This is a genomic window from Brevibacterium sp. 239c, assembly GCF_900169365.1.
Classification (GTDB): domain Bacteria; phylum Actinomycetota; class Actinomycetes; order Actinomycetales; family Brevibacteriaceae; genus Brevibacterium.
In genome coordinates, this window is the sequence record NZ_FXZH01000015.1 from 13,714 (window position 1) to 36,575 (window position 22,862).

At 62.9% G+C, this 22,862-nt stretch carries 20 protein-coding genes; 15 read left to right on the plus strand and 5 right to left on the minus strand.

Going from position 1 to position 22,862, the window contains the following annotated elements:
• Nucleotides 1–40: 40 nt before the first annotated feature.
• On the minus strand, nt 41–1,540 hold the full coding sequence (locus BSP239C_RS13745) for an APC family permease (protein WP_101573813.1): 1,500 nt from the start codon (nt 1,538–1,540) through the stop codon (nt 41–43).
• A 243-nt stretch (nt 1,541–1,783) separates the two neighbouring features.
• Here BSP239C_RS13745 and BSP239C_RS13750 point away from each other — a divergent pair, with 243 nt between their 5' ends.
• From BSP239C_RS13750 to BSP239C_RS13795, 10 genes are all read left to right on the plus strand, one after another.
• Nucleotides 1,784–2,932, plus strand: coding sequence for a CPBP family intramembrane glutamic endopeptidase (locus tag BSP239C_RS13750; protein WP_101573815.1), 1,149 nt, complete (start codon nt 1,784–1,786; stop codon nt 2,930–2,932).
• Between the two features lie 54 nt (nt 2,933–2,986).
• Nucleotides 2,987–3,463: a DoxX family protein gene (locus BSP239C_RS13755; RefSeq protein WP_101573817.1), complete on the plus strand. Its 477-nt coding sequence runs from the start codon at nt 2,987–2,989 to the stop codon at nt 3,461–3,463.
• A gap of 109 nt (nt 3,464–3,572) precedes the next feature.
• Nucleotides 3,573–4,340 (plus strand): siderophore-interacting protein, encoded by a 768-nt coding sequence (locus BSP239C_RS13760; RefSeq protein ID WP_101573819.1) that lies wholly within the window; start codon nt 3,573–3,575, stop codon nt 4,338–4,340.
• A gap of 30 nt (nt 4,341–4,370) precedes the next feature.
• Nucleotides 4,371–5,048: a GrpB family protein gene (locus BSP239C_RS13765; RefSeq protein ID WP_257930211.1), complete on the plus strand. Its 678-nt coding sequence runs from the start codon at nt 4,371–4,373 to the stop codon at nt 5,046–5,048.
• A gap of 53 nt (nt 5,049–5,101) precedes the next feature.
• Nucleotides 5,102–5,668, plus strand: a complete 567-nt coding sequence (locus tag BSP239C_RS13770; protein WP_101573823.1) for an isochorismatase family protein — start codon at nt 5,102–5,104, stop codon at nt 5,666–5,668.
• A gap of 86 nt (nt 5,669–5,754) precedes the next feature.
• Entirely contained in the window at nt 5,755–8,139 is a 2,385-nt protein-coding gene (locus BSP239C_RS13775; RefSeq protein ID WP_101573824.1) for an MMPL family transporter, read from the plus strand.
• Nucleotides 8,140–8,397: 258 nt separating this feature from the next.
• Nucleotides 8,398–9,687: a sensor histidine kinase gene (locus BSP239C_RS13780; RefSeq protein ID WP_257930212.1), complete on the plus strand. Its 1,290-nt coding sequence runs from the start codon at nt 8,398–8,400 to the stop codon at nt 9,685–9,687.
• Nucleotides 9,684–10,304, plus strand: coding sequence for a response regulator transcription factor (locus BSP239C_RS13785; RefSeq protein WP_101573825.1), 621 nt, complete (start codon nt 9,684–9,686; stop codon nt 10,302–10,304). The genes BSP239C_RS13780 and BSP239C_RS13785 overlap by 4 nt, the downstream gene beginning before the upstream one ends.
• A gap of 139 nt (nt 10,305–10,443) precedes the next feature.
• Entirely contained in the window at nt 10,444–11,706 is a 1,263-nt protein-coding gene (gene chrA, locus BSP239C_RS13790) for a chromate efflux transporter (protein WP_101573826.1), read from the plus strand.
• Between the two features lie 254 nt (nt 11,707–11,960).
• Nucleotides 11,961–13,439 carry a PQQ-binding-like beta-propeller repeat protein gene (locus BSP239C_RS13795; RefSeq protein WP_101573827.1) on the plus strand — a complete coding sequence of 493 codons (1,479 nt, stop codon included), beginning with the start codon at nt 11,961–11,963 and terminating at the stop codon, nt 13,437–13,439.
• A gap of 306 nt (nt 13,440–13,745) precedes the next feature.
• Here the strand turns inward: BSP239C_RS13795 and BSP239C_RS13805 are convergent, their stop codons facing one another.
• Nucleotides 13,746–14,009, minus strand: coding sequence for a hypothetical protein (locus tag BSP239C_RS13805; RefSeq protein ID WP_101573829.1), 264 nt, complete (start codon nt 14,007–14,009; stop codon nt 13,746–13,748).
• Between the two features lie 453 nt (nt 14,010–14,462).
• On the opposite strand from BSP239C_RS13805, the gene BSP239C_RS13810 reads away from it, so the two are divergent.
• From BSP239C_RS13810 to BSP239C_RS13820, 3 genes are all read left to right on the plus strand, one after another.
• On the plus strand, nt 14,463–16,145 hold the full coding sequence (locus BSP239C_RS13810; RefSeq protein WP_101573831.1) for a serine hydrolase: 1,683 nt from the start codon (nt 14,463–14,465) through the stop codon (nt 16,143–16,145).
• 141 nt (nt 16,146–16,286) lie between these two features.
• Nucleotides 16,287–16,631, plus strand: coding sequence for a carboxymuconolactone decarboxylase family protein (locus tag BSP239C_RS13815; RefSeq protein WP_101573833.1), 345 nt, complete (start codon nt 16,287–16,289; stop codon nt 16,629–16,631).
• 86 nt (nt 16,632–16,717) lie between these two features.
• Nucleotides 16,718–17,755 carry a GlxA family transcriptional regulator gene (locus BSP239C_RS13820; RefSeq protein WP_101573836.1) on the plus strand — a complete coding sequence of 346 codons (1,038 nt, stop codon included), beginning with the start codon at nt 16,718–16,720 and terminating at the stop codon, nt 17,753–17,755.
• Nucleotides 17,756–17,820: 65 nt separating this feature from the next.
• Here the strand turns inward: BSP239C_RS13820 and BSP239C_RS13825 are convergent, their stop codons facing one another.
• The gene (locus BSP239C_RS13825) at nt 17,821–18,606 is read right to left on the minus strand and encodes an SDR family NAD(P)-dependent oxidoreductase (RefSeq protein ID WP_101573973.1); all 786 of its coding nucleotides are present in this window, start codon (nt 18,604–18,606) and stop codon (nt 17,821–17,823) included.
• A 110-nt stretch (nt 18,607–18,716) separates the two neighbouring features.
• Here BSP239C_RS13825 and BSP239C_RS13830 point away from each other — a divergent pair, with 110 nt between their 5' ends.
• Nucleotides 18,717–19,226: a MarR family winged helix-turn-helix transcriptional regulator gene (locus tag BSP239C_RS13830; protein ID WP_101573975.1), complete on the plus strand. Its 510-nt coding sequence runs from the start codon at nt 18,717–18,719 to the stop codon at nt 19,224–19,226.
• Between the two features lie 167 nt (nt 19,227–19,393).
• The gene (gene gap / locus BSP239C_RS13835; RefSeq protein ID WP_101573838.1) at nt 19,394–20,389 is read left to right on the plus strand and encodes a type I glyceraldehyde-3-phosphate dehydrogenase; all 996 of its coding nucleotides are present in this window, start codon (nt 19,394–19,396) and stop codon (nt 20,387–20,389) included.
• A gap of 144 nt (nt 20,390–20,533) precedes the next feature.
• Here the strand turns inward: gap and BSP239C_RS13840 are convergent, their stop codons facing one another.
• Both BSP239C_RS13840 and BSP239C_RS13845 read right to left on the minus strand, forming a co-directional pair.
• Entirely contained in the window at nt 20,534–20,848 is a 315-nt protein-coding gene (locus tag BSP239C_RS13840; protein ID WP_101573977.1) for a transcriptional regulator, read from the minus strand.
• A 61-nt stretch (nt 20,849–20,909) separates the two neighbouring features.
• Nucleotides 20,910–22,808, minus strand: a complete 1,899-nt coding sequence (locus BSP239C_RS13845; RefSeq protein WP_101573840.1) for a bifunctional sugar phosphate isomerase/epimerase/4-hydroxyphenylpyruvate dioxygenase family protein — start codon at nt 22,806–22,808, stop codon at nt 20,910–20,912.
• Between the last annotated feature and the right edge of the window lie 54 nt (nt 22,809–22,862).

Here is a 22,862-nt window from a genome sequence, read left to right on the forward strand (position 1 = left end):
AAGTGGTCCGCTCGACGTTTCGTGGTTGCGACCTCGGGGCTCAGCGATTCGAGTGGTGGGAGCGGATCGCCTCGGCGACGGCGATCGCATCACCTTCGGGAGCATCGGACTGTCGATCGGGACGGGCGATGAAGAGGTAGATGAATCCGGCGGCCAGCACCACGACGAGGCCGATGAGCACGATCCAGTCGGCGAAGAAGGACCCCGAGTCGCCGGGCAGGGAGAGCAGGATCATGGCGAAGATGCCGTAGGCCAAGGCCGCGGTGTTGACGAGGAAGCCCCAGCCGCGCAGTGACCATGGGCCGGCGGGCTTCCATCCCTTGACGCGCTGACGCAGTGCGCCGAGGACGACCATCTGGAAGGCCAGGTAGATGCCGAGGATCGCGAATGAGGTGACGGCGACGAGAATTCCGTCGTTGAACCAGATGAGCACGCAGATGAGTGCCGGTGCGATGCAGGCCACGATGAGGGCGTTGCGTGGGACCTTCGTCCCGTCGGTGACCTTCGACAGCCAACGGTGGCCTGGCATCATGCCGTCGCGAGCGAAGCTGAAGATCAGGCGCGAGGCGGCGGCCTGGAGGCTGAGCACGCAGGAGATGAAGGCGGTGATGGCGACGAGGAGGAAGATCTTGGCCCCAACCGTGCCGAGGCTTCCCTCAAGGATCGTGGGAATGGGATCTTCGACCTGTCCGGCCACGATCTCGTCGAGGTTCGGGGCCGCCAGCACGTAGCCGGCGAATGAGAACAGGGCCGAAACCGCGCCGACGACGATCGTCATGAGCATGGCCTTCGGGATGCCGCGAGCGGGATTGGAGACCTCTTCGGCCACGTCGCCGCAGGCCTCGAAGCCGTAAAAGAGGAAGAGTCCGGCGACCGCTGCACCCATGAAAGTTGCGACGTAGCTGCCGTCACCGGCGGTGCCCATGGAGTCGAAGAACACGCCGAAACTGTGCTTGCGCTCGAAGATAAGCAGGAACAGTCCCAGTCCGATGACACCGATGAGTTCGGCGAACAGGCCGATCCTGGCGATCCGAGCCAACCATTTGGTGCCGCTGAAGTTGATGGCCAGGGCGAGGATCAGCAGCGCCAATGCCAGCAGGAGAGTGGTGTTGCGGCCCAGTGCGAAGCCGAAGAGACTCGCCACGAACCCGGCACCGAACTCCGACACCGAGGTGATGGTGACGATGAGTGCGCAGATGTAGACCCAAGCGGCCATCCACGCATATTTTTTGCCCCACAATCTGCGTGACCACGGGTAGATTCCACCGGCGATGGGGAATTGGGAGACGACTTCGCCGAAGACCAATGCCACCAGCATCTGCCCGCACGCGACGATGATGATCCACCAGATCGACGGTGGACCACCGGTGGACAGGGCGACGGCCATAAGGGAATAGACGCCGACGAGGGGCGAGAGGTAGGTGAAGCCGAGGGCGAAGTTCGCCCAGGGGCTCATCGACCGTTCGAAGGAGTCGTTGTAGCCGAGGACGGAGAGGTGGTCGGCGTCCGAGAGATGTGATTTCGGGGATGGTTCGGTCATCAGGAGTGCACCTTTGCACGAGTCGACGGTGATTCAACGAGACTCATCGTATCTCAGAATGCGGATGGGTCTGGGTGTCTGGAGTCGGTGCGCTCGAGGGAAGAACAGCGCGGCTCGGCCATGCGGGCGAGAACGATTTCATCCACGAGGCGGAGGTGGCCGGTTCTGCGGCAACGTAGGTTGGATCCTAAGGACAGCGCAGGAAATGCAGGCCGGCGCAGGATTTGAGGAGAAGCCGTGAGCATGGAAACGGAACGCAACGACAAAGTGATCGTAGGCGCAGAGCCGGCAGCTGCCTCGGCGAGGGAGGAAGTCGACCCCAAGGGGCGACCCCTGGCAATCGTTCCGGCCACGGTGCCGTGGCTCGAGTTCGCAGTCTTCGTTGCCGTCGCGGTGATCCTCGCCTGGCTCGTGTGCCTGCCGCTGTGGTTGAGCGGCGAGGGCCTCGGAAACGTGATGCTGGTGCAAGTTTCGGGGATGGCTATGATGTTCACCCCGCTGATAGCTGTGGTCGTGGCGATGTTCATCCAGCGCCGTCGCACCGGTGGCCCGCGGGCCAGCATAGTCAGGTACCTCGGTATTTGGCCGCTGCGTCCCTTCGGTCGGGTTTTGGGCATGACCGCGCTCGCATTCTTCGGGATCTTCGTGCTGGTCGCCGTGGCCTACCTGGTGGGAGCGGCCTTCGGCTGGATGCAGGTTGACCTGCTCGGCCTCTCTGGGTTCAAAGCGCAGTTGGCGCAGCTGCCCGGGCTCGAAGAGATCCCTGTGGCTGTGGCTGTGATCGGCTACCTGGTGATCATGGCCCTGGGCTCGCTGTTCAACCTCACGGTCGCCTTCGGTGAGGAGGTCGGCTGGCGGGGTTGGCTGCTGACGAGCCTGCGTCCTCTCGGCACCTGGCCCGCGCTCATCATCGTCGGAGTGATCTGGGGTCTGTGGCACGCACCGCTGATCCTGCTCGGATACAACTTCGCTCGCCCCGACATCACCGGCCTGGCGTTCATGGTCGGCGGATGCGTCATGCTGGGAATCCTGTTCGGCTGGCTGCGGCTGCGCACCGGATCGATCTGGCCGGCCGTCGCCGGGCATGCTGCGCTCAACGGTTCAGCGGGAATGCTGCTAGGACTCTTCATCGATGGCTCCGCCGAGGCGCCGGACATGGCCTTGGTCTCGTTCCTGGGTGTGAGCGGCTGGATCGTGTCAGCGATAGTCATCGCCGTTCTCTTCGCCACCGGCCAGTTTCGCAAGCAGCCCGAACTGGGTTTCAAGCGGCCGAAGGCTGTAGCGCCCGCGCCCGTTGCACCTGCAGCAAGTGCGACCGAGACGCCCACGTCGGGCACGACTGGGACTCCCGCGACGAGTCCGACAGCGGCGCCTAGCAGCGAAGTGCTTTGAGGCTGAGGTCGAGCATCCGTTAGGCTCAAAACCCCACACCTCAAGGAGAACTCCATGGCACTAGGTCCATCGTTGCTGCAGACAGCAGGACGCGTACTCACCGCACCAGTCTTCATCACCGGCGGTTATTCGGCGCTGACCAGCCCCGGCGGTCGTGTCGCGGCCGCCGCCCCGACACTCGATGCGATCCGCGAATACCTGCCGGTCCTGCCCGAAGACGATGAACTCCTGGTTCGCGCCAATGGGGGACTGCAGCTCCTTGCCGGAACCACCATGGCGCTGGGCATCAAGCCGCGCCTGTCCGCGCTCGCCCTCGCCGGATCCCTGGTGCCGACCACGCTGGCCGGTCATGCCTTCTGGGACATGGACGGTGCCGACGCTGCCGCTCACAAGGTCCACTTCTCTAAGAACGTTGCGGCATTGGGCGGACTCCTCCTGGTTGCAGGCGCTCAGACGACTAAGCGGGCAGCGAAGAAGGCGGCACAGAAGGCCGCGAAGAAGGCTCAGAAGAAGGCCCTGAAGCAGGGCTGAAACCGGTCCGCGGCTGCCCTCGTGTCGTCGCTTCTCAGTCCACCCCATTTTAGTTAGCTTAGGCTAAGCTCAGGAATGAAAATATTACTGGGCGAAGGGGTGGACGAGTATGGTCAATTGGCAGCGCGGGGTCATGCGCCTGATGCGCATCACCAACCATGAGGTCGCGGTGACGCAGGTCGAGGACTTCACCGACTACTACCGGCGAATCCACTTCACGGGACCCGAGCTCCTGTCCGAGCTCAGCGAGGTCTTTCCCACAGTCTGGACTCGTCTCTGGTTCCCCCATCCGGAGAAGGGCCGCGCCCAAGTCAGTCAGCGTGGGTACACCTTCGTCGATGTGGATCTGACCGCCGGAACCTTCAGCCTCGACTTCGTCCTTCACAGCGATGAGGCAAATCCCGCGGGAAGCGGACCCGCCAGCAAGTGGGCCGCGACCGCGAGGCCGGGCACGAGGATCGAAGCCGCGCTGACCCCCGCCCGCATCGATCTGCCTGACGACACCGATCATGTGGTCCTTGCCGGCGACCTGACAGCACTGCCCGCAGTGAACTCCTGGCTCGACGCTTTCCCCGCCGAGGTGGCTGTGACCGTTGTGCTCGAAGATGACCATGATCCAGAGACCGTTGCAGGCCTTCCTCGGACCGACCATCCGAACGTGCGGTGGGACTGGGTCCCCCGCAACGGCCCGATGGGGCATGCCCTGGCCGAACACATTCGATCGCTTGGTCTCGACCAGAGTGGTCTCTATGTCTGGGCAGCAGGCGAACGCGGCCTCATCAAGCAGGTGCGCGCCGTGGTCAAACAGGATCTGGAGCTGCCGAAGGATCACTACTTCTCACAGTTCTACTGGTTTGAAGGCAAACCCACCGGATGAAGGCCCAGCAACATGGCTAGTGTGAAGAACATGCCCGAAAAAGACGACGGCAGCACCAAGCCTCTCAAAGCCGAAGCTGAGTCTCGTATCGTCGAGGTGGACAAGATCATCACCTTTCATGATGTCGATGACCCCGATATGTGGGTCCGGTCCGGCCCGCCCCGCGCACCGATCGCGCTCGTCGAGCATGATCCTTCCTGGTTCGAGCAGTATTCGCAGCTGTCTGACCAAATCCTGGCCGTGCTCGGGCCCACGGCAATGGGCATCGAACACGTGGGCTCCACCTCTGTGCCGGGATTGGCGGCGAAGCCCATCATCGACATCGCACTCGTCGTCCCTGACCCAGGTGAAGAGACCGCCTACCGGCCTCGTCTGAACTCCATAGATTTCGAGCTCGTGCTTCGCGAACCTGCCTGGTATCAGCACCGAATGTTCAAGCACATCGACGCTGGCACCGGAAATTCCCTCACCCCAATGTGCAATCTCCACGTCTTCGGCCCACGGTGTTCGGAAATCGCCCGTATGCGCATGTTCCGCGACCGGCTGCGCAGTCATCCCGGCGACCGGGACCGCTATCAGAACGTGAAGCTGCGCTCCGTCGCCGAGGCGAACGCCGCCGGTGAGACGGTCATGGAGTACAACGCCCGCAAACACGATGTCATCAGAGATATCTACCGCAGCATCTTCCGTGCAGAAGGATGGATCTGAGCGACTTCGCCGCGGTCTCTGGAAAACGGCACACAAGCGCCTATGCTCGAGATATGGCGAAGGCACTTCTCATCGTGGACATCCAGAACGACTTCACCGAGGGCGGGGCGCTCGGCGTCGATGGCGGCGACCGTGTCGCCGAAGAGGTGACACGCTTTGTGGACACCCACGCCGATGACTACGACGCGATCATCGCCTCCCGCGACTGGCACGACGCCGGCAGCGACAACGGCGGCCACTTCAGCCAGAACCCCGATTTCGTCGACACCTGGCCCGAGCACTGCGTCGCGGACACCGAGGGCGCTGCATACGATTCACTGCTGGCCGCCGAAGCCATCACCCACCACGTGCGCAAGGGGCAGGGCACACCCGACTACTCCGCCTTCCAAGGGACGACGGATACGGGGGAGCGCCTCGGCGATCTGCTCACAGACCTCACCATCACCGAGGTGGACGTCGTCGGCATCGCCACCGACCATTGCGTGCGCGCCACGGTCCTCGACGCTCTGAAGAACGGATTGTCCGTCCGCGTTCTGCAGGACCTCATCGCCGGTGTCGGCAAGGACTCCTCCACTTTGGCGCTGGCTGAGATGGACGCCGCGGGTGCCACGATCGCCTGATACACGCGAGACTCCATCGAAAGTTGCAGATTTAGTCTGAACTCCTAGGCGATGTTTTGAGCTCAGAAAATTGATGAGCTTAAGACATGAACACAACACTCACGAAAAGCGCGCACACACTGGTGTCGAAGCGCGGTTCGTGGTTCGTCCTCGGCGGGGTCGTCATCCTCGTCACTCTCCTCTTCGGACTCCTGTCCGGGGCAGGCGAGGATCGGGCCAACGAATCCGCCCCGGCGAACTCCGAATCCACTCAGGCCGCACAGCTCCTGCAGAAGTTCCCCGACGCCGACAAGCAGTCGGTCATGGTCGTTGCCTCCCACGACGACGGTTCGGTCCTCAGCGACACCGACCAGTCAGAACTGGGGAAGCTGAGCGGCTCGCTCAGCGACTACATCGACTCGGCTCAATCCGGTGATTCGAGCACAGACTCATCTGCCGGTGACGATGCATCCAAGGCGAGCGGGCCCATCATGAGCGATGACGGCAAGGCCGCGCTGCTCATGGTCCCGATCGAGGTCGGACTGACGAACTCCGACACGGCCGAGACCGTCGACGGACTCCGCGGCTTCATCGCCAATGACTCCCAGGCCGGTCAGCTCACAGACTCCGGCATGTCCCTCCTGGTCACCGGCGGCCCCGCCATCGGTGCCGACATCGCCTCGGCGTTCGGCGGCGCGGACTTCACACTCCTCATCGTGACCATCGTCATCGTCGCGCTGCTGCTCATCATCACCTACCGGTCACCGATCCTGTGGCTGCTGCCACTGATCGTCATCGGCACCGCCGATGGGCTCGCCTCCACCGTGACTGCTGCCGTGGGTGACGCACTGGATCTGCAGTTCGACGCGGGCATCATCAGCGTCCTGGTCTTCGGCGCCGGAGCCAACTACGCGCTCCTGTTCATCTCCCGCTACCGGGAGGAGCTCGGCCGCGAAAGCGATCACCGTCTGGCGCTGGGCTCCGCTTGGACGCACACAGCCTCGACGATCCTCGCCTCGAACCTGACCGTGGTCCTGTCCCTGCTCAGCCTTATCTTCGCCGTAATCCCAGGAACCCGCGGACTGGGCATCACCGCCGCGGTCGGACTCATCATCGCCGCAGCCGCCGTGCTCTTCGCACTGCCCCCGGTCCTCGCGATCTGCGGCAAGGGCGTGTTCTGGCCCTTCGTTCCCAAGGTTCAGGAAGCCGCCGATGAAATCGCGGTCGTCGAAACAGCTTCCGACGAAACCACCGGAGCGAAGCCCGTTGCGAAGGCCTCCATCTGGAGGACCATCGCGACTCGCGTGGTCAAGAAACCGGGCATCCACCTCGGCGCCGGAATCATCATTCTCGGTGTCATGGCTACGGGACTCATCGGCACCTCGGTGGGACTGGACCAATCCGAGAAGTTCCGCGTGCAGTCAGAATCGGCACAGGGCCTCGATACTCTGGCCGACCACTTCCCGCCCGGCGAATCACAGCCGATCTGGGTCGTCACCGACTCGGCACATGCGAAGGAGGTCGCGGACTCCGTGTCAGACCTCGACGGGGTCGTACGCGCCAACGTCACCGACAAGACGACGACCGGGGGAACCTCGATCTCGAAGGTCATGGTCACCGGCGAATACGAACCCGACAGCCCCGCAGGCCTGGATCTGGTCACCGACATCCGATCCGATGTCCACGCGATCGACGGTGCGGACGCAAAGGTCGGCGGCGCGGCTGCCACGGAACTCGATGCCCGCGACGGAAATGCTCAGGACTTCCTGGCCATTGCACCGCTGATCCTGGCCATCAGCTTCATCATCCTGCTCGGCATCCTGCGTGCACCTCTGGTGGCGGGCACCCTGCTGGTGGTCAACGTGGCCTCCTCGGCCGCATCGATCGGTCTCGGAGCGTTCCTCAGCCGGACGATCTTCGGCCAGGCGGCACTGGATGCGCAGGTTCCGATACTCGCGTTCCTGTTCCTCGTGGCACTGGGCATCGACTACTCGATCTTCCTGTCCCACAGGGCGAAGAAGGAATCTGTCATCCACGGTTCCCGTCAAGGCATGATCGAAGCCGTCAGCCACACCGGCGGCGTGATCACCAGCGCCGGCATCGTCCTGGCCGGAGTGTTCGCAGCACTGGGCATGCTGCCGCTGATGGTCCTCGGTCAGCTGGGGCTCATCGTCGGAGTCGGCGTGCTCGTCGACACCATCATCGTGCGCACGGTCATCGTCCCAGCCATCTTCGGATTGGCCGGCAACAAGATGTGGTGGCCCAACAAGGCGATCACCCGCTCGGAGCACAAATACGCCGATGCTGATGCCGCGGCAGCCGGTGCCGGTGTTACGGCAGCCGGTGCTGGTGAGGCAGGAACTCGGGAATCATCGGCTGCCGATGACACACCGGACGAGAGTGCTCAAGCAGGCAGCACTCACGCAGAGCGCACTCACCTGCTGAGCGAATCCGAGAGCGTCGGTGCCTCGACAGGACACAGCAAGCACTGACCGTCACCGCAGTGCCGAGGACAAATGGCACTGACGGCAGTGGACGGGGCCCGGCCACCGTAAGACATCGGTGGCCGGGCCCCGTCGTGTGAATCCTCGGCTGAAAGTGCGCACTGGGCTGAAAGCGAGCCCAGCTGAAGCCGCACGCATGCCTGACAGTGTGCACTCGATCGAAAGCGCAACCCGTCGAAAAGCGCACGCGCTCGCCGCAGATGTGATTGAGTTGGCAGGACGAACGACATGCAGGAAGGTGAAACCGTGGACACACGCGGGTGGACAGAGCGCACCATGGAGATCGGCCAGCACGCGATGGCCCTGGCCCTCACCGTGATCTCGTGCATCCGCGCCATCGACGGGGGAGCGGCACCGCTGGCGGCGATCGCAGTGAGCATCGTCTTCCTCGCCTGGTACACCCTCGGTGCCGTCCGGGCTGCCCGCAGCGGTGCGATCGTCCTGGCCAAATGGTGGCTGCTGGTCCTCGCCGGTGCGTGGCTGTGCACCCTGCTGGTCTCCGCCGAGTTCATCTGGATCGCCTTCGTCCTCTGGCTCCTCGCCGGACACCTGTTCTCGATCCGCATCGCCGTGGTCTTCACCGCCCTGACTTACATCGCCACGGTCGTGGCACCCCTGGCCCATTACGGTGAGGTCGGCACCGCGAGCATCATCGGTTCCCTCATCGGGGCGGTCTTCGCCCTCGGCCTCTCCCGCGGCTATATCGAACTTCTGCGCGAAGGGCGCAGGCGCGAAGAGCTGCTCCAATCCTTGGAGCTGGCTCACCAGAATCTCCTTGACCTACAGGACGAACTGGCCCTGACCCAGCGTCATGCAGGAGAGATCCAGGAACGCACCCGGGTCTCCCGCGACATCCACGACACAATCGCACAGGAGATCTCCTCGATCCGGCTCATCGCCCACGCCGAGGTGGACAAGACCACCGACGAGCATGCCCAGCAGGTCCTGCGCCAAGTCGAAGACCTCGCAGCGCAGAGTTCGCGAGACGTGCGCCGGATCATCGCCGCCCTCGCCCCGGCCGAGCTCGAGGACGGGGCGCTGACCGCGGCCATCCGCCGTCTGCTCGCGCGTCTTGAGGACGACACTTCTATCAGCGCTCGCGTCGAGGTCGATGAGACGCTGCCCTCTCTGCCCGCCGAGGTGGAGGTGGCCCTGCTGCGGACTGCACAGTCCGCGCTCGCCAATGTCAGGCAGCATTCCCACGCCTCACGCGTCATGGTCAGCCTCATGGATCTCGACGGGTCGATCCGCATGGACATCGTCGACGACGGCGTCGGAATGGCCGAGCCGGGCTCGCGCAAACGCGAATCCGAGTCCGGCTTCGGCCTCGACTTCATTGGGTCGCGCATGCGCGAGCTGGGCGGAGAGCTCGTTATCGAGTCGACGCCGGGCTCGGGATTCGCAATCTCAGCCACACTGCCCAAGAATCCGATTCTGACCTCCCGGCCGGGGGTCGCGGTCGACGGTGAACCCAGGAACCACCTCGGCGCGGCCGATGACGCCAATGGACAATCCACACAAGGAGACAGCGCATGACGATTCGAGTGATCCTCGTCGACGACCATCCCGTGGTGCGGGCCGGCCTGCGGTCCGTCATCGACGCACCCGAGCACATCACCGTCGTCGGTGAGGCAGGCAGCGGCGAAGAGGCACTGGCCGTGGTCGACGAGCTCGCGCCCGATGTAGTGATGTGCGACCTGCGCCTGGGGGAGGGCATCGACGGCATCGAGGTGACGAAGCGGCTCAACGCCCTGCCGAAGAAGCCTGCGGTCCTCATCCTCACGACCTTCGACAACGATTCCGAAATCGTCGCGGCACTCAACGCCGGCGCGGCCGGGTACCTGCTCAAGGACATCAACCCCGAGGACATCTCGACCGCGATCGAGAAGGCTTCACGCGGGGAGACCTATCTGCCGCCTGAGATCTCATCGAAGGTCATCGCCGCGATGCGCAATCCCGGCCCGAAGCTGACTCGAAGGGAACGCGATGTGGTGAAGCTGCTGGCCACCGGTGCCTCGAACGCGCAGATCGCGCAGGAGCTCTTCGTCACCGAGGCGACCGTGAAGAGCCATCTGGTCAACGTGTTCACAAAGCTGGGCGTGGACTCTCGTTCCCGCGCCATCCGCGTCGCCGAGGACCAGGGGCTGGTGTAGCACTCGACATCGAGTCCGCGGGGATGAGGGCACAAGAGTTGTCTTGAAGTTCAGCGACCTTCTCTGCCGTAATGACGGTCTGCCTGGGCTGGCCCGGCCAGAATAGTGAGAATGAGCGAGGCGATGGCAGACGTGGCGGATGAGCGGTAAACATCCCGGCACGATCGGAGAAGTGTTCTGGGCGTTTCTACGCCTCGGCGTGACCTCGTTCGGTGGTCCGGTCGCGCACCTCGGGTTCTTCCGCGAGACCTTCGTCGCCCGTCGCAATTGGCTCTCTGAAGGGGCCTACGCGGACCTGGTCGCATTGTGCCAGTTCCTTCCAGGGCCTGCTTCCAGCCAGGTGGGCATGGCGATCGGACTGCAGCGGGCAGGCATCGGCGGGCTGTTGGCAGCCTGGTTCGCCTTCACCATACCCTCGGCCATCGTGCTGGTCGCCTTTGCCTTCGGAATCGCCTCATTGGGTGACGGTGCGAACATGGGGTGGCTGTCGGGGCTGAAGGCAGCCGCGGTGGCCGTGGTCGCTCAGGCGGTGCTCGGGATGGCGAAGAACCTCACTCCCGATGCCAAACGTGCCGCCATCGCCGGGGCCGCAATGATCATCATCCTGCTCATCCCGAACCCGTATGTGCAGGTTGGTGCGATTGTGCTCGGCGGCGTCACCGGACTGGCTTGGCTGCGTGGAGAAGCCGTTGCGGAGACAGGGGGAGCCGTTGCGGAGACTGGTGGCACAGCTGCGGAGGCCGGCGACGCGCCCGTTGGTGACCCTGTGCGACAGGACTTTGGAGTGCGCATCTCTCGCAGAGTCAGTGCCGCCGCTCTGACCGCTTTCGTGGTGCTTCTTGTGGCGCTGCCGATGCTGACTGCAGTGACCGGAGATTCGAGTCTGCGCCTGGTTGATGTGTTCTACCGTGCGGGCGCTTTCGTCTTTGGCGGCGGTCACGTCGTGCTTCCTCTGCTTGAGTCGGAGACCGTGGCGACGGGGCTCGTGGGTCACGACTCCTTTCTCGCTGGATACGGTGCCGCACAGGCAGTTCCTGGGCCACTATTCACATTCGCCGCTTTCCTCGGAGCGTCGGCAGCTTCGGGCCCGACTGGACTGATCGGCGCCGGTATTGCATTGCTGGCGATCTTCCTGCCTGCGGCACTCCTGGTCATCGCGGTTCTGCCCTTCTGGGGACGTCTTCGTCGCGCACAGGCTGTACGACGGGCACTGCTGGGAGTGAACGCTGCCGTTGTCGGTATTCTCGCCGCTGCCCTATACGACCCGGTATTCACACAAGGCATCACCTCACTCGCCACGCTGGCACTGGCAGTCGCCGTCTTCATCGCGCAGGAAAAATGGAAGCTGCCTGCCTGGGCAGCAGTCATCGCCGCAGGCCTAATCGGCTTCGCGTTCCTCTGACAAGCCTTTTGCGAGCATTCGCATTCTGCTGAGGTTCACCGAAACATGCACGGAGCGCCGCCGCACCTGTGCAGGCGCAGGTGTATCGACACGACGGCCGTGTATCGAAGTGCTGGTGGGTGAGCAGGGTGCGCTCAGCTGGAGCTTGCCGGACTTCGCGCGGAGTTTCGACATGTGTCCGAGCGCACACGCGTCTGGGGGCAGGAACTGCGCGTGGAAACATAAGATCATGGCATGACCTGGAAAAACGACTTATGAAGTGGAAATCAGCTTTCGCAGTGGTGGCGACGCTGCTGGTCCTCAGTGGGTGCAACGCTGCTCCACCGCAGAAGAATGAGGCGCCGTCACCGGAGACGACTCCTGCGCTCGCCGATCCGATCGATCTCGACTACCACGCGACTCTGGTGGTCGACGATGGATCAGGCCACGCACTTGTCACAGACTGGTCAGCGGAGAAACTACGCGCGATCGACCCCGACGGCGAAGAGTTATGGAGTCTCGATGCCCACCTCAATGATGAGGTCGGAGGCGGGATAGACGCTTTCTCTGCAGAAGAGGCCGTGGTTATCAATGAACCTTCCGGTGAAACTAAAGCATATTCCTGGGCCGATGGGAGTGAAGTCTGGTCATTCCAGATTCCCGATCCCGTGAACGCGTGCCATCCGGCGCAGGATTTCGCTGCACAGACGACTGGGACCAGCAGCATCCTCGGCGAGGGCGATCTAATCCTTCTCGAATACCTGGGGATCTCCGGAAGCGCTGGCTGTGAGCCGTCCTCGGAAAACGGGAATGCTCTGGTGTACGCACTCGATCCCACGACAGGAAAAGAGGCCTGGCCGTCGCTGTCGATCGGTATCGAAGGGATGACCTTCGGGGGAGTGACGATGAATATATCGCCGGACCGAAAGTACGGCATCGCATCCTGGCGAGACGGCGACGAATCGATGATCACCCGGGTTGCGTTGGACACCGGACGGCACACGACTGTCCCCATCACCTCGGCGCGTTCGATCGACGACACCGGCATCGACTACTACGACGTGTACCCGACGACCGATCCGACGAAGTTGCTCTATGTCTACGGCTCGGAAGCTTCAGATGACCCATACAATTCGGCTGTGACGAGGGTGGCGAAGCTGTCCGTTCCAAGCGGACTTCCCGATACTGATGCAGCGACTCTCGATAGCATCGACGAACCACAGGGCCTCACAATGGAAGACACCGTCGACTCTGTCTGTGCGACAGATCTGGTATTCACTCCGTACGGCGAGCCCGCATGTGTCCAACCCCAGTTGTTCGCCTCGGCGATCAAATACCAGGGGTCGGACGGATCTCCGCAGGGATGGTTCTCGGACGCCCCCGAAACGGCCTTGGAATCGATCCGCGCCTTTGGGACACCGCAATATTCTCCAGTCGACACCAAAGACGGAACGCTGTTGGTCGTACCGGGAAGCGAATCGGGCATCATGGCACTGAACGCGAATACGGGAACGACTGTCTGGGAGGCAGGTGACGCCACGGGTGATATGCCCTGGGGCGGTCAAGGAGTGCTTCCGGAGCTCGGGCTCGTCATCGTCACCGACAGCAAGAAGACGAGTTTCTACGAATCTGAAACGGGCAAGCTCGTGGACGACTATCCCGCCAGTGAATATGCTCGGCTGAGTTCCGGAAAACGTGTTGCACTGGTGGCCGACGAGCAGTCGACAACGGTGTGGTCAGTGGTCGATTCCTGATCGGCGGGCAAGGAGGTCCGTCTGCTATCGAGGCAAGTGACCGTCATCTGCTGAATCGCGGAGGTGCTCGAAAGTCGCGCAGAGAGCCCAGAACTGCCCTGCTGGGAGAGGTCTTCCCTCGAGCGAGGCTTCGAAATATGTGAGGTGGGTCAGCCAACCGGCCACGTAGGAGTCGATGAGCGTTCCGAGGCCAAAGTGCTCGAGAACCAGACCAGTACTCGGGTGCTGGTTGGTGTCGTCAGCGGACCCGCTGACGGTGTCGAAAATGCGCAGAGACACACGGCTCGGCGGCTCATCGGGAAACTTCTATGACAGCTCCACGCTGCCGGCGTTAGACGGGCCGTCGCCGTGAGCCACCGACAGAACCTCAGAATGGCAGAGGTAGCCATCGTCATGATCGACGATGATCTCGCCGCCGACCCGTGCATCGAACGTGGTGGGGCGTCCCAGCCATTCGTGCAAGTTCTCGGGGGAGGAGAGATGTGTCGACACCGAGGACTGGGTCTGAGGGAGTGACCATCCGATGGTCACAACGTCGCCCGGGCGATCCACATGGCAGTTCGTCAGCATTGTCGAATTCTCCTCGTCGAGAATGTTCGTAAGTTTCCAGCGTAGAGGGGGACCGTGTGAAGAGCCATAGGACCGGCTCGTGGCCCGGGCGGAGTTTCGGCTACGCCACCCTCTGCGCCCGAAATACGCACGGAGCGCCGCTGCACCTGCGCACGCGCAAGGTGTATCGACACGACGGCCGCGTCTCGCGGTGCGGGAGCATGACTGAGGCCTGGGAGTATGAGAAGAGTGCGCAGCGGGCCAAGAATGTGCCGGGGACACCAGACTGTAAGTTGAATAACTGATAAGTAACCGATTGCTCTGATCGGCCTGGTGGCAGGCTTGTCGTCCGACTCGATGCGGCGCAGATCGTGCTCTGGGGGCCGAACTCGACTGTGCGGGTTCTTCTCCGGCAGGTAGGCTCTTCCATGCAGATCGGCAGACCGTGCGGATCAAGACCGGCGGAGGCGAACTATGGCAGACGGTGACAAGTCGCTGCCCGGCTCCATCGACGAATCAGGAGCACGTCGATTCGGCGCACTCTCGGGAAACACCAAGGGCATCAAGACACACGGTGAGCAACCTGCCGACGGCACCGGCCCAGCTGAGCCGGCAATCTCAGCCGAAGAGCCAATTTCAGTCGCCGACGAACCAGCCTCAGCCGAACTCCACGCCGATTCCACCGAGCCGCCAGCGGGTCCAGGTGAACTCCCACCGGACCCAGCCGAACTCCCGCCGGATGTCGTAGAGCCACAACCGGAGATCCGTCCGTTGCCGCGTGCCGGCGACCTCACCTCGGCGAGTGAAGACGCCATCGTCGACCCGTCCGAGGCGATTCTCGAACGCATCGACCTCGACTCCTGGAAATGGCCCGAGTACTTCGCATTCTCACTCACTCGGATGGAAGAGCTCTTCCCCGTCGGCGGAATTCCGCGCGGTATCGGTTCGGTCCGTGATCTGGTGACTCAAGAGCATGATTTCCGTCCCCTGCCCATCGACCGTGACAAATGGTCCGCCGCAGACGAAGACTGGTCGACCGTCGGCGATGTCCTGGCCAATACCTTCACCGATGCCTGGCTCGTCACTCGTGAAGGCGTGGCACTGGCGGAAGAGTACGCCTGGCCGATGAAGCCGGCGCGCCAGCACATGCTGTTCTCGATCAGCAAGTCCATCGTCTCCACCGTCGTCGGCGCACTCAGCGACGCGGGCCTGCTCTCACCGGAAGACCTGGTCGCCTCCCGAGTGCCGGTACTGTCCGAGAGCGGATACGCCGGAGCAACCATCCGCGACCTCCTCGACATGCGATCCGGGATCAAATTCTCCGAGGAATACCTCGAAGAAGGTTCCGAGATCCGGGCACTGTTCGAAGCCGTCGATTTCGCGCCTCGGACAGCCACCTCGGCGAACGGGATCAAAAACTTCCTCATGGGGCTGACCAGCGAACGCGAACACGGCGGAGCCTTCGTCTATCGCAGCTGCGAGACCGACGTCCTGGCCTGGATCTGCGAAGCCGTCGTCGGGCAGCCCTTCTCCGTCATTGCCAGCGAATATCTGTGGTCGAAGATCGGTGCGGCCCACGCAGCGCAGGTCTGCCAAGACCGCTGGGGCGGGTCCATCGCCGACGGCGCCATCAGCACCACTCTGCGCGACCTGGCAAGGTTCGGCGAGATGATCGCCCGCGGCGGCACCACCGCCGAGGGCGAACGTGTTCTGTCAGGCAATTGGATCGACGACATCTTCACCGGAGCGGCCGACTCCGCCCAGGTCTTTGCGGACTCTCCATCGGGGCAGTCCTACCCGGGCGGCATGTATCGCAGCCAGTTCTGGGTGCCTTCGGCCAGTCGCGACGTGGTCATCGGCATCGGCATTCACGGCCAGATGCTTTACATCGACCGCGCCACCCAGACCGTGGGCGTCAAGCTCTCCAGTGACCCTCAGCCGGTGAGCCTTGCCCACCAGCACGGCACCCTGGCCATGTTCGAGGCCATCGCCGAGGCGGTTCCCCCGAAGGCTGATTCTCCAGCTGTTCCGCCGGTGGCCTCAGCAGTCGAGCCGGCAGCCGACCTCAGGAGTCCAGCTCCGACCGCGACTGCTCCCACCGAGGCTGCTCGAAGCATCGCTCCCCAATCGCTGGCAGCTCAGCCCGGCATCTTCTGACCGACTTCTTCGGGCCGTCATCGTCTGGCCCGCGTTCGGGCGCGCTCCTCCGGTCACATGTGACGAAAGCGAATACATCCCCTTGCCACTGGAGGTAGCGTGGCAATTTGGAACGATTTCGATCCCAGGAGGTAGCGCATCATGACTGATTTCTTCGATCGCGAAGGCGACGGAAAGTACGACAAGGCCTACAAGGAGACGACTCCGGACATCCTCAAGGCCTTCGGTGATTTCAATAATGCCGTCTTCGCTGAGGACGGGCGTGAGATTCCGCTGAAGTACCGTGAGCTCATCGCCTATGCCGTCGGACTGACGACCCAGTGCGCCTACTGCATCGATGCGCACGCGAATGCAGCGGTCAAGGCCGGCGCTTCGGAAACCGAGCTGGCAGAGACCGCATGGACCGCCTCGGCGATTCGTGCCGGCGGCGCATTCGCCCACGGACGCCTCGGCTTCAAGCTCACCGGAGCCCACGACCACAGCTGAATCGAACCGGGAGTCGTGCCCGATCCTCGATTGCTCAGAGTCGCTGATGAACGGGGCCCTTCGATTGCCTAGACTGAAGAGCAATCATGACTGAAGATTCCCGAACCCCACTGCGCAGAACACCCCGCCCGAAGCCGCACCGGATTCTCGTGCTGGCTTTAGGCGGGGTGTCTGCCATTGACCTCGGCGTTCCCGTCCAGGTCTTCGGCCGCGGCTCCAACGCGGTCAGCCCCACCTCGTCTGTTCACCCCAGCGGTATCCTTCCCGGCGGAACCTGGCCGTACTCGGTTGAAGTCTGTGGGGCGGCCCCCGGGATGGTCATCGGAGCCGATGGTCTCTCCTACAGCGTCGACGTCGGACTCGACGCATTGGAAGCAGCAGACACGATCGTCATCCCGGGCGCCGCTTCGGTCGTCGAAAATGAGCCATCAGCGGCCGTCGTCGGGGCTCTGCTCTCCGCGTTCGAGCGCGGTGCCCGGGTCGCCGCAATCTCGACTGGCACCTTTGTCCTTGCACGCACCGGTCTGCTTGCAGGGCGGCGGGCGACGACTCATTGGTCAACGGCGAAGGAACTGGCCCGACGCTATCCCTCGATCGAGGTCGACGAAAACGTCCTGTTCATCGACGAAGGAGCGCTGCTGACCTCGGCCGGAGCAGCCTCAGCGATCGATCTCTGCCTCCACCTCATCCGCCGCGACCACGGTGTGGGACTGTCCAACCAGGTCGCTCGCCGGTTGGTCGCGGCCGCCTACCGCAGTGCAGGGCAGGCCCAATATGTGCCGCGCAGCGTCCCTGACCCCCTTGGTGAGGTCTTCGCCGACACGAGAGAATGGGCTTTGCAGCATCTCGGAGAATCACTGACACTGACCGACCTTGCGGCAAACGCGGGAGTCTCCGTACGCACGTTCTCACGACGCTTCGTCGACGACACCGGATACACGCCGATGCAGTGGGTGCTCCGGGCCCGTGTCGACCTGGCCAGAGAGCTCCTCGAGAACAGCGACTTGGGGATCGAGCAGATCGCTGACCAGGTGGGACTGGGCACCGGAGCGAATCTGCGCATGCATTTCCAGCGCATCCTCTCCACCTCTCCCAACGAATACCGCCATACTTTCTCCGGCTGACTCCGGGGAAGATCTGGCCAGCAGCCACGACTGTGCTCGCTGATGGCTTACACGCCGGAGACGGCTCACACGGTGATGGGGAGAATGCCGCCGTCAGCACGTAGTGCGGCGCCGTTGGTAGCCGATGACTTGGCGCTGGCCAGGTAGGTCACCAGATTCGCTATCTCCTCGGGTTCGATGAAGCGTTGGATGAGCGAGGACTCACGCACGAGTGTGGACTTCAAAGCCTCAGGAGTAAGCGACTGTGCGGAAGCGATCTGCTCGACCGTGTCTGCTACACCGGCGGAATAGGTCGGGCCGCCCAGAACGGTATTGACCGTAACGCCGGTGCCCCGGGTGAGTTTCGCGAGACCGCTGCTCAGCGCAAGCGCAGCTGCCTTGGTCGCCCCGTAGTGGATCATGTCACCGGGCACATCCACGGCGGACTCGGTGCCGACGAAGATGATCCGCCCCCACCCCTTCTTGAGCATCGGATCAAGAAGACGACGCGAGAGGCGGACCCCACTCATCACATTGATCTCGAAATACCGCAGCCACTCCTCGTCCGAGATCTCCTCAAACCGCGATACGTCAAAGAGTCCCACATTGTTGACCAGCACATCCACGGGATCGAGCGCGTCGAGGAGTGCACCGACGTGCCCTGGGTCAGCGAAGTCGGCGGCTATCCCCGAGACGTCGCAGCCGGGCACCAAGCTGCGAAGACTCTCAAGCGCATCGGACACGCGGTGCCCGTCGCGGCCGTTGATCACTACGGTGGCCCCCTCTGCGGCCAGGCTCGCGGCCACCGCGAATCCGATGCCCTGAGTGGAACCGCTGACGAAGGCCCTTGTGCCTGAGATCTCTGTATCCATGGTGTACGTGTCCTCTCGCGCCGCTGTGCACGGCAGCATTTACTTTCCTGAGTAAGTGAATTTTAGGTGTATCAACTTTCCTGGGCAAGTGAAGTACTAGAATGGCGCTCATGATCAATGACGAATCCGCTGATGCGTTCAACTCCGATGAGCTTGAAGTATGGTCGGCAGTGGCGACGCTTCTGGAGTGGCTTCCTGCGGCACTCGACGCGCAGATGCAGGGTGATTCGGGGATCAGTCATTTCGAGTTCGGGATCCTCTTCGCCCTCTCCGAGGCTGAGGGAAAATCGCTTCGCATGAGTGAGCTTGCCAGCTACGCCAATAGCACCCTGTCCCGCTTGTCACGAGCAGTCGCGCGACTTGAGCGGAAGCTGTGGGTGCGCCGCGCTACGGATCCGAGCGACGGCCGAATCACGATTGCGACGTTGACCGACAGCGGGCAGGGGGCTGTGTCTGCGGCGGCGCCTGGGCACGTTGCTCTTGTGCGCAGGCTCGTCTTCGATTCTCTGACTCGCACTCAGGCCCACCAGCTGTGTGACAGCAGTCGACGAATCACCGCCGCCATCCGTGGCGACGGCGATTGGCGCTCTGTTGAATCGACCAGTGAAGGTCGCGATTGATCGGCGCCTGAACAGGTTACATGAGTGATGGCCGGATACTTGCGGCATCTGGCAATACGTCTGGCGAGAAGCTTGCGTAGAATGTCTTGCTGGCCACTGTTGCTGTCTGTCTGAACGCGAGACTATGGAGTTGTACCCACAAGCAGAACCTCTGACAAGGAGTGACTTTGACTCGCATCGCCATCAACGGTTTCGGTCGTATTGGACGCAGCACACTGCGCGCTCTGAAGGAACGCGGCAGTGACCTGGAGGTCGTCGCCATCAATGACCTCGGCCCTGTCGAAGGCCTGGCCAGGCTGCTCAAGTTCGACACCACGCTGGGTCGCTTCGCCTTCCCCGTCGAGGTCTCCGGTGATGAGATCATCATCGATGGAAAGCCGATCAAGATCCTTGCCGAGAAGAACCCGGAAAACCTGCCTTGGTCTGAACTCGGCGTCGACGTCGTCCTCGAATCCACGGGGCGCTTCACCAAGGCCGACAAAGCCCGAGCGCACATCACCGCCGGTGCGAAGAAGGTCCTCGTCAGCGCCCCATCGAAGGGTGCTGACGTCACTCTGGCCTACGGCGTGAACACCGAGGCCTACAAGCCTGAACACACCATCATCTCGAACGCCTCATGCACCACGAACGCTCTGGCACCCTTGGCTAAGGTCCTCGATGAACTGGCCGGTATCGAACAGGGCTTCATGACTACGGTCCACGCCTACACCGGCGACCAAATGGTCCAAGACGGACCGCACAAGGATCCTCGCCGTGCCCGGGCCGCCGCGGAGAACATCATCCCGACGTCGACCGGCGCCGCCAAGGCCATCGGCCTGGTGCTTCCGCAGCTCGAAGGCAAGCTCAGCGGCGACGCGATGCGCGTGCCCGTGCCGGTCGGGTCGATCGTCGAGATCAATGCCATCGTGTCCCGTGAGGTCACCCGCGACGAGGTGCTCGAGGCCTACCGCACGGCTGCCGACGGGGAGCTCAAGGGCATTCTGGAATACGAGACCGAACCGATCGTCTCCAGCGACATCGTCGGGCAGGCCGCATCCTCGATCTTCGACTCCGCCCTGACCCGCGTTGAGGGCAAGATGGTCAAGGTCGTCGCTTGGTACGACAACGAATGGGGCTTCTCCAACCGAGTCGTCGACAACCTGGAGCTCATCGCCCAAGGCTGACCCCAGCTTCGGCTGACTCCAACCAAGGCTGACTCCAACCAAGGCTGACTCCAGCCCAGTTAAGCGCAACGAGAGCCGGCCTCGGCCATGCAGTCTGCATGGCCGAGGCCGGCTCTCAGATTCACATCAATCAGATGACTTCGATCAGACGTCGTCTTCGGCGGGTGTTCCGCCCTCGTCTTCCCAACGCTCGATGGCGCGAACCTTGGCGCGGTTGAACTTCAGACGCACTCCGTAGCCGCCCTGGGAGTCATCGAGGACGAACCTGGCCCCGAATTCCTCGAGAGCTTCGAGGACGCGGTGCTCCTGCAGTTCGGTGAGGTCTTCGAGACCTTTTTCGAAATCCTTGAGTTCGGACTTCTTCACATTGGCTTTGGACGCAACATCCTTGGCCGATACGCGAACCAGGGCACGGGCTGCACGAGCCAACGGCCCGTCGAAGATCTGTTCATTGCTCATGGTCATACCCTGCCAGAAGAACCCGGAACCCGCCAGATTCCCTGCAGGCTGCAGACGCCGATCAGGCCGAGTGCTGCGCATTCTTCCGATGCTGTGCAGCCAGCCGGACGGGAGCGTCGGGGGCACCGAACCCAAGGTAGTCACCTCGGCGTTCGATCATCTCGAAGAAGACGGAGCCGATCGTCGAGGTGTAGAAGTGCAGGAACTCACCGTGTTCGTCGCGATCGTAGAGGACATGGTTCTCCTGCAGCTGCTGCAGGAATTCCGGATCGAGGTCGAACCGTGAAGCGAGGTCCTCGTAATAGTTCTGCGGCACGGGAAGGAAGTCCAGCCCGCGTGAGAGCGCAGTCGCGGCGGCTTCGAAGATGTCCTCGCAGGCTACTGCTACATGCTCCGGATAGGCCTCGACCACCGAGCCGATTCCACGGCCCGCAACGGCCTCGGCGTTCGGCTGGGGTGAGACGTTGAGCGGCATTCGAACCGAACCATCGGTGCTCGACATGACCTGGGACCTGACCAGGCCGGATGGGCTCGGAACGTCCTGTGAGGATTGGGCATGCAGTGCCAGCAGCGAGGTATAGAAGAGGACAGCCTCGTCGTAGTGATTCGAGGGCTGGGCCAGGTTCACATGGTCGATGTGTGAGACCTGCTCGTCGTGATCGTGTCCGAATTCCTTGATCCACGCTGGCGTCGTCTGATTGAATTGATGGAAGAAGACCTCGGAGCCGTCGGGAGCGAAGACCCCGCGCAGCACCTCGTCGTTGTGCGTCTGATCGCGCGGCACTTCCTCCGCGAGCAGCAGCGCGGCGCGCTCCATGGCTGACTGCGAGTCGGTGACCTCGAATCCGATTCCGCGCAGGAACGTGCCGTTTACCGGCGCCGAGGTGGTGCCCGCTTCCTCGGTCACCTCGCTGACGATGATGCGGGCCTTCCCCCGAAGCCACAGCTGCACGTGGGGTTTGCTGCGGTGATAGCCGATGAACTGGAACCCGAGTTGGTGCATCTGGCGAGTCAGGGCGCCGAGGTCGTTGGTGCTCAGCTCGACATAGTTGATTCCGCGCGGTTCCTCTACCTCTGGCAGAGGCTGCAGGTCCAACGCGGAGCTCGGGACCTCAGGCTGCGCCTCGCCAGCAGTTCCCGCCGCGGGCGCATCGGCAATGCTTGCTTCGAGCCAACGCAGCGAGCGCAGGCCATCGACGGCAGTCCGGTTGGTATCACCCTGGCGGAACGAATCATTGAAGACTTCCAGCGACACCGGACCGGAGTAGCCCGTAGCGGCGATCCTGGTCAGGAAGTCGCTGAGATCCCAGGCGCCCTCACCGGGGAAGACACGGTGGTGGCGGGACCAGCTGAGGACATCCATGGTCAGTGCGGGCGCGTCGGCCAGTTGGAGGAAGAAGATCTTGTCTCCGGGAATCTCCGTGATGCGAGCCAGATCCGTATTGCGCGAGAGGATGTGGAAGCTGTCGAGGCAGGTTCCGATCCGGGGGTGGTCGGCGGCCTTCACAAGGTCCCAGGCGTAGTCGTATTCGGAGACGAACCGGCCCCAGGCCAGGGCCTCGTAGGCGATGTTCACGCGATAGCGATCGGCAAGATCACCGAGGCGGCGCAGCTGCTCGACGACCACGCCGTCATCGGCGATGGTGGCGGTGCCGACGTTCGAGCACAGCAGCATGGTGTCGATCCCGAGCCGGGCCATGAGCTGGAATTTCGATTCCGCACGCTTCAGGTTCTTCTCAAACTGCGCCTCCTCGACGCCTTCGAGATCCCGGAAAGGCTGGTACAGGTCAAGGCTGATGCCAAGCTCGCGCGCCAACTCGGCGATGGTCTCGGGGGAGTCGGGAGAGACGACGAGGTCCTGTTCGAAGATCTCGACTCCGTTGAAGCCAGCACGTGCCGCGGCCCGCAGCTTCTCCTCCAGGGTTCCTGACAGACACACTGTTGCTATCGACGTTCGCATGGACGTCCTTCCTCACTTCTCGTCATAGACAATTCTTCGTCACGGGCACGCGCC

Excerpts from the sequence above, each read along its gene's own strand:
- chrA (WP_101573826.1), top strand. The coding sequence starts at position 10,444 with ATGAGCGGTAAACATCCCGGCACGATCGGAGAAGTGTTCTGGGCGTTT.
- BSP239C_RS13805 (WP_101573829.1), bottom strand. The coding sequence starts at position 14,009 with ATGCTGACGAACTGCCATGTGGATCGCCCGGGCGACGTTGTGACCATC.
- BSP239C_RS13760 (WP_101573819.1), top strand. The coding sequence starts at position 3,573 with ATGGTCAATTGGCAGCGCGGGGTCATGCGCCTGATGCGCATCACCAAC.
- BSP239C_RS13840 (WP_101573977.1), bottom strand. The coding sequence starts at position 20,848 with ATGAGCAATGAACAGATCTTCGACGGGCCGTTGGCTCGTGCAGCCCGT.
- BSP239C_RS13810 (WP_101573831.1), top strand. The coding sequence starts at position 14,463 with ATGGCAGACGGTGACAAGTCGCTGCCCGGCTCCATCGACGAATCAGGA.
- BSP239C_RS13820 (WP_101573836.1), top strand. The coding sequence starts at position 16,718 with ATGACTGAAGATTCCCGAACCCCACTGCGCAGAACACCCCGCCCGAAG.
- BSP239C_RS13750 (WP_101573815.1), top strand. The coding sequence starts at position 1,784 with ATGGAAACGGAACGCAACGACAAAGTGATCGTAGGCGCAGAGCCGGCA.
- BSP239C_RS13775 (WP_101573824.1), top strand. The coding sequence starts at position 5,755 with ATGAACACAACACTCACGAAAAGCGCGCACACACTGGTGTCGAAGCGC.
- BSP239C_RS13825 (WP_101573973.1), bottom strand. The coding sequence starts at position 18,606 with ATGGATACAGAGATCTCAGGCACAAGGGCCTTCGTCAGCGGTTCCACT.
- BSP239C_RS13755 (WP_101573817.1), top strand. The coding sequence starts at position 2,987 with ATGGCACTAGGTCCATCGTTGCTGCAGACAGCAGGACGCGTACTCACC.
- BSP239C_RS13785 (WP_101573825.1), top strand. The coding sequence starts at position 9,684 with ATGACGATTCGAGTGATCCTCGTCGACGACCATCCCGTGGTGCGGGCC.
- BSP239C_RS13845 (WP_101573840.1), bottom strand. The coding sequence starts at position 22,808 with ATGCGAACGTCGATAGCAACAGTGTGTCTGTCAGGAACCCTGGAGGAG.
- BSP239C_RS13770 (WP_101573823.1), top strand. The coding sequence starts at position 5,102 with ATGGCGAAGGCACTTCTCATCGTGGACATCCAGAACGACTTCACCGAG.
- BSP239C_RS13765 (WP_257930211.1), top strand. The coding sequence starts at position 4,371 with ATGCCCGAAAAAGACGACGGCAGCACCAAGCCTCTCAAAGCCGAAGCT.
- BSP239C_RS13795 (WP_101573827.1), top strand. The coding sequence starts at position 11,961 with ATGAAGTGGAAATCAGCTTTCGCAGTGGTGGCGACGCTGCTGGTCCTC.
- BSP239C_RS13830 (WP_101573975.1), top strand. The coding sequence starts at position 18,717 with ATGATCAATGACGAATCCGCTGATGCGTTCAACTCCGATGAGCTTGAA.
- BSP239C_RS13745 (WP_101573813.1), bottom strand. The coding sequence starts at position 1,540 with ATGACCGAACCATCCCCGAAATCACATCTCTCGGACGCCGACCACCTC.
- BSP239C_RS13815 (WP_101573833.1), top strand. The coding sequence starts at position 16,287 with ATGACTGATTTCTTCGATCGCGAAGGCGACGGAAAGTACGACAAGGCC.